The 5,875-nt window shown below is 46.6% G+C and carries 6 protein-coding genes; 5 read left to right on the forward strand and 1 reads right to left on the reverse strand.

The features are described 5' to 3' along the window. The 5 genes from ENN47_03960 to ENN47_03980 form a co-directional block, all read left to right on the forward strand. Window positions 1–529 (forward strand): glycerophosphodiester phosphodiesterase (locus tag ENN47_03960; GenBank protein ID HDP77335.1); only part of this gene is annotated, 529 nt, incomplete at its 5' end. Then, the gene (locus tag ENN47_03965) at window positions 526–1,050 is read left to right on the forward strand and encodes a hypothetical protein (GenBank protein HDP77336.1); all 525 of its coding nucleotides are present in this window, start codon (window positions 526–528) and stop codon (window positions 1,048–1,050) included. The genes ENN47_03960 and ENN47_03965, both read left to right, overlap by 4 nt. Window positions 1,051–1,075: 25 nt before the next feature. Further along, window positions 1,076–1,744: a hypothetical protein gene (locus tag ENN47_03970; GenBank protein ID HDP77337.1), complete on the forward strand. Its 669-nt coding sequence runs from the start codon at window positions 1,076–1,078 to the stop codon at window positions 1,742–1,744. Window positions 1,745–1,906: 162 nt separating this feature from the next. Further along, the gene (locus ENN47_03975; protein ID HDP77338.1) at window positions 1,907–2,398 is read left to right on the forward strand and encodes a hypothetical protein; all 492 of its coding nucleotides are present in this window, start codon (window positions 1,907–1,909) and stop codon (window positions 2,396–2,398) included. A 44-nt stretch (window positions 2,399–2,442) separates the two neighbouring features. After that, complete coding sequence (locus ENN47_03980; protein ID HDP77339.1) at window positions 2,443–5,247, forward strand: response regulator; 2,805 nt, start codon at window positions 2,443–2,445, stop codon at window positions 5,245–5,247. Between the two features lie 27 nt (window positions 5,248–5,274). Here the strand turns inward: ENN47_03980 and ENN47_03985 are convergent. Then, the coding region (locus tag ENN47_03985) for a hypothetical protein (protein ID HDP77340.1) at window positions 5,275–5,875 on the reverse strand (601 nt) is incomplete at its 5' end.

Genomic DNA, 5,875 nt, shown 5'->3' on the forward strand with positions numbered 1-5,875 from the left:
ATCTGAAACGACACTCGCCGAACTGGACAAGATGGACCTGATTGGATTTGATTCTCTAACTACCCTGGAAACGGTTTACAAAGAGCTTCCCGAAGAGACATTTATTGATGTCGAAATCAAGGCTGTTGAAGCCGTCCCTCAAGTAATAAAGATTATCAAGAGGTTTGATGCGGTTGAGAGAACAATGTTCTCCTCTTTTCATCATGATTGTTTGCTTGCATTCACCCAGGAGTTCTTCGGTAGACCAATGATTGCACCAATAATAGACAAAGAGATCCGCCAAGTCGGCGGCGAAGAGTATCTGGCGGGCGTCATAAAGAAGTATAAGCCCTACTCAGTAAATCTCAACAAGGATCTCTTCGAATATTTGGGACTGGAAAAGGGCCTAGCCATGTTGCGGAAGGTGCGTGAAAGCGGAACCAGAATTTCTCTCTGGACGCTGAACGATCAGAATTTGCTCCTCAAGGTCAGGGAAGTCTGCGACTTTTTGATTACCGACTGTTCCGATAAGATGATGGAGGTATTATGAAGCAAACTATACGCAAAAGCTTTGTTGTCAGCTTTCTAGTCTTAACATCACTTGCTATGCTTTTTGTATCCTCTTGCGGAGAGAAGACAGTCCAGCCCGAAGAGCAAATCTCGCTTTCTCGGGAAGAGATTCTCGCTCTTTCGGGAATCGAGGAGAGCGAGATCGATTTCAGCAAGGTCAAGCTCGACGTTTCAGGAAAGCCTCAGCTTTCTATTGCAGTCTACGACGGGGAAGGGAGAGAGATCTTTTCAAAGGATTTCCCTCCAAGTGAAGTTAAGGGAGGCTACGTTACGATTGCTGTGATCAAATCAGAAGTACTCGATGCCTTGCGATTTCTATATGGCGTAACCGACTCGAAGGGAAGCTTATCCTCAATAGTTCAGGACTTGCCGTACTTCCAGTATCAGAACGTTGTTGTCAGCAACGCCGATGTCCCAAGAATATCCTCAAAAGGAGAGTTTAGATTGTCTAGCGTAACCTTCGGTCAGGAAAGGCAGGAGATTTTTCTTAGAGTGAAGTAGACTCGATACACCGGGAGGGATTGACTTGAAAAGACTTTTAGTGGTGGTGATTCTTATGGCTTCTTTAATGGCATTCGGAGCAAGTTTACCCAGAGAACGGATTCAGAATGCCCTAAGTATTCTTCAAGAACTTTCGGAAACGGAAGACAGCGGATCTTTTGCTGAGTTGATGAGCAAGTCCAACGGAATAGTGATTTACCCTGAGATGGTGAAAGCCGCGCTTGGATTCGGTGGGCAGTTCGGTGAAGGCTTTCTGCTCAAGAGAGAGGAAGACGGCCGCTGGTATGGACCGTTGTTTCTCAAGCTGTACGGTATAAGCTACGGATTTCAGGCCGGCGTTCAAAAGAGCGGTTTTGTGCTTGTCATTATGAACGAGAAGGGTATTGAGGGTTTTCTAAGCAACAATGTTACCCTTGGTGGAAGCGCATCGATTTCGGCCGGGCCTACCGGCAAGACCCTCTCCGCAGATACTGATTACAAACTGGAAGCTGCAATCTACTCTTATTCTGTCAGCAACGGCATCTTCGCCGGTGTATCACTGGGCGGTTCAATAGTACGGCAGGATACCGAAACAAACAGGGAATACTACGGGCTGTCGCTCACTCCCACTGAGATTATTGAGAGGGAAGCAAGCGGAGTGGAAATCGAAGAGCTTGTTGGATTTCTCAATTCATTGATTGGCCCCAAAGAATAGCCATGCGCTTTAGCAATAAGAAACTGCAACAGTCCGATGATAAATCAGTTCCGAACTCGATGCTCAGGTTTGAGAGCTTCTGTTTTTTCGATATCCAGCCTTCCCGTACTATAATGGCACCAAGGCAGCTCTTCCATGGTCAGACAGGGTAGGTGAGGTTTTCTGAGACTTCTCTTGGTTCTGTTCATTGCTCTTGTATCGGCCGGTCTTGCTGTGAATATCGAAGCGATTGAGAGCCTCAAGGACGGCTTCTTTAGCGCTGATTCGAAGGGCTTTGAAATGGAAGACGGCAGCTCCGCAACCGTTACTGCAATTCCCTATGAAGCCGTTTCGGAACTGGGCATCCCGATCGATGATCTAGTAGGGCTCTTGTTTTTTGAGCTGCCGAAGAACTCTTCGGAAGTATCCTTTCTGAATGTTACTGTAACAGGGAAATGCAAACGCGGCGAACCTGTGGACGGAGTCTGGGCAGATCTATATGTAATTGGAGAAGGTTTCCTGGTCCAGACTGCAAGGTATGACCCATTTATCATGATAGATTCAAATAAGATAGTAGTTGCTCTTTCGATTTATCTCGATACGTCGATTTACTATTCGGTTGTTCTGAACGGAAGTAGAACAACCATCAAATGGGAGTTCAACATTGTCATGTGACGAGATGGTGCGGTTCGATTCAGAAAAGGGGGTGGAGATCTGCTATGAGAAAGCTTAGCAGAAAGATCTCTCTTCAGTTTCTGCTTTTCGTTCTGGCAATATTGACTGTACTCGTCACACTACTTACTATCACATTTGTTCGCACTGCTACAGATGAATACAAGAGCTATCTCGGCTCGAAGAAGCAGTCTGTTTTTCAGTGGTTTATCGATCTGCGCAGAGACATGAAGCTCTATGTTGACTCACACGCTCTCGAAGGCGTTCTAGACGATGAATATGACATTCTCATCCGCCTTGGGGAAGAAAGAGATATAATTCTCAACAGGTCGGCGCTTTCCGAAGAGGAAGTAGATGAACTTGAAAACTCTGGAAACGGCTTCAAACTATTCGAAAGACAGCTTGTTTACTTCTCGACAATGATCAGCAACGAATCGCAATACGTGATCGGAGTAGTTTTCGACAATGATGATATAGAGAGTCTTTCATCGTTTCTGGGTCAGGATGGAATCGCTTTTCTTCTTATCGGTGATCACTTCGTAATTTCCAGAGAGTTCTCAGACTCCGGCCTTTACGTCAGGACGGTACTCGACGAGGAGAGATGGTCGAGCGAAATACCTTTTACCGTAAGCGAACCTAGACCTGCCTTTTCTCTCTTTTCCTCCGGTTCGCTTTTCTTGGTGGACAAGGTTTCGATCGGAGGCGCGGATATCTATGTTCTTCAGTCAGAAAGCCTCCTGGTAATGCTCAGAAACAGACTTCTTCCAATTCTAAGCATCGTTGTACTGGGTGTATTTGGATTCTCGTTCGTGCTCTCTTTCTCTCTTAACGCCCATATATCCAAGGCCCTCTCGGAATTACTGAAGGGATTTGAGTCGATAAAGAAGGGATCCTTTTCACGAGTGAAGCTCAATTCAAGTGATGAACTCGGAGAGATTGCCTCCGAGCTGAACAACACAATGGGGTTCATAGAGAAGACGCTGGACAGACTCAGGAACTCCAACGAGTTGCTCAGAAAGGTTTCAAAAGAGGCACAGCAGGCGAGTAAGATGAAATCGGAATTTCTGGCCAACATGTCTCACGAGATGAGAACTCCCATGAATGCAATTCTGGGTTTTGCCGAGCTTCTGATGAACGAGGAGACTAATCTTGAGAAAATGAAGTACTTGAAGACAATTTACAGAAGCGGAGAGCATCTTCTAAGCCTTATCAACGATGTGCTCGATCTCTCCAAAATCGAAGCGGCCCGTTTCGACCTTATAATCTCCCCTTACAGCCCATCGAAACTGGTTAACGAGTTGACCGAAACCTACCTTCCGTTGGCATATTCAAAGGGTCTGCATTTTGCAAACAGCATAACAGAAAGAGTTCCGGAATATGTCGACGGCGACGAGTTCAGGATGAGGCAGGTCCTGACAAATCTGATCTCGAACGCTCTGAAATTCACCGAAAAGGGATACGTCTCCATGCTTCTTGACTTCGACGGGAAACACTTGATCTATACCGTTCAAGACACAGGCTTCGGGGTCTCAAGAGATGAAATCGACAAGATTTTCGAACCCTTCATCCAGGCCGATGGAACCATGTCAAGGAAGTTCGGAGGAACGGGCCTTGGTCTGGCAATAACGAAGAAAATCATTGAATTGATGGGCGGAACCATAAGGTTTGAGAGTAAAGTCGGTGAAGGCTCGAAGGTAACTGTGAGAATACCTTCACAGGTTTCAACGGAAATACCTAAGCAGAAGGAAAAGACAGAACTCCCTGCGTCGGGGAAGGTCGTCGTTGCGTCGGAAGATGAGGATTTTCTTATAATTATCGGCTCGATGTTGGGAAGAAATGGAGTGCGCTCCGAGCCCGTAGCAAATCTAGCCAATCTCTCGAGAGCGGTGAGAGAACTAGGTGCATCTCTTGTAATCGTGGATACTCCGAAGAATGCAGGCGAAGCTCTTACTGCTCTTGACGGAATCAGTGAAGCCGCCGTAATAGTAATAACAGATGCTTCCAAGGATGAGGTCCAGTTTGGCGACAAGGTCAACGAAGTAATCCAGAAGCCGGTGAAGGAAGATGAGCTTCTGAGCAAAGTCGGCAACTATTTCGAACTCAAGCCGAAATCTGCCACCGACAATAACAAGATTCTCCTGACTGAAGATAATGAAGCCAACCAGCTGTTGATAAAAGAAGTGCTTGAAAAGGCTGGGTATTCCGTCGATCTTGCCGGCAATGGTAAGGAGGCCGTGGAAAAGATAAGGAGAGGCAACTATAATCTCGTTCTTATGGATATGCAAATGCCTGTTATGGATGGTTATGAAGCCACGAAGACTTTAAGAGAAGAGGGTTACAAGATACCCATTGTTGCCTTGACGGCACACACAATGCAGGGAGATGAAGAGAAGACAATCGAGGCCGGGTGTGACGGCTTCCTCGGGAAACCTGTTAAGCAGTATGACCTTCTCGAGGTCGTTCGTTACCACCTTGGTGTATACGGAAAGAACGCAAATCGAAGAGCAGACGGCTTTTTCGATCCGGGTGCGCCAAAGCGTTCATCAGAAAGTATCACTCTCTTCGCAAAGGACATGGGACTATCTATGGAAGAGGCGACCGCCATGTTCGCCGAATATGGGAAACACATACACAAAACCATTGACGAGATTCAGAACGCTTTGGAAAGAAGAAACTTCGACTCCATCTCCAGAGACGGACACAGCCTCAAAGGCTCCGGAAGAATGTACGGCGTTGAAGAGCTGTCTGAAGTTGGATTCAAGCTCGAAACAGCAGGAAAGAGCGCAGACGACAAAACGATTGCAGACTGTATATTGGAGCTTAAGAGACTCTATAGAAGACTCTGGGCATAGTGCTGGCCGAAGTCACCTGAGGAGGTATCACTTTGCTTTCCTCGAAAGCTTCTCTGTCAGTTTTGATTCAAGCCTGCTAGAGCTAAGAATCGCCGGTATTATTACAAGTGTTGACATAGAACTGATCGCCATAGTAAAAATCATTAGCAAACCAAATACCGAAACGGTTAGAAATCTCGAAAAAGCGAGAACTGCAAATCCAGAAATCAGAGTTGCCGCATTCACCAGCAACGCATGGCCAGCGGTTCTTGAAGCTTTGCTAGAAGCCTCCTGAAGACGTAGCCCCATCTTGAGCTCTGACCTTACTCTTTCGATGAAGTGGATCGCATAATCTATTCCGACTCCCACTGAAATGCTAGCAACAAGAACAGTTGCGGCATCAAGCGGGACCCCCAGAATACCCATGGTCCCCAGACTGAACGTAACGGTAAAGAATAGGGGAAGCATCGCCATCGATCCCACCAGAAGAGAAGAAAACATAAGCGATACAAGCGACCAAACGACCAAAACTGAAAATGCGAGACTGATCGCCTGGCTTCTGGAGAAACTCTCCATGTGAAGCTGAATAATACGGGGTGTGCCCGTTAGGGTGACTTTGAATTCCGCTGGAAGTATCTCCTTAAGGCCG

It is taken from the genome of Mesotoga infera, assembly GCA_011045915.1.
GTDB classification, from domain to species: Bacteria; Thermotogota; Thermotogae; order Petrotogales; family Kosmotogaceae; genus Mesotoga; species Mesotoga infera_D.

Bases quoted from the DNA above. Each gene is read 5' to 3' on its own strand.
- ENN47_03980 (HDP77339.1), top strand. From the start codon at position 2,443: ATGAGAAAGCTTAGCAGAAAGATCTCTCTTCAGTTTCTGCTTTTCGTT.
- ENN47_03965 (HDP77336.1), top strand. From the start codon at position 526: ATGAAGCAAACTATACGCAAAAGCTTTGTTGTCAGCTTTCTAGTCTTA.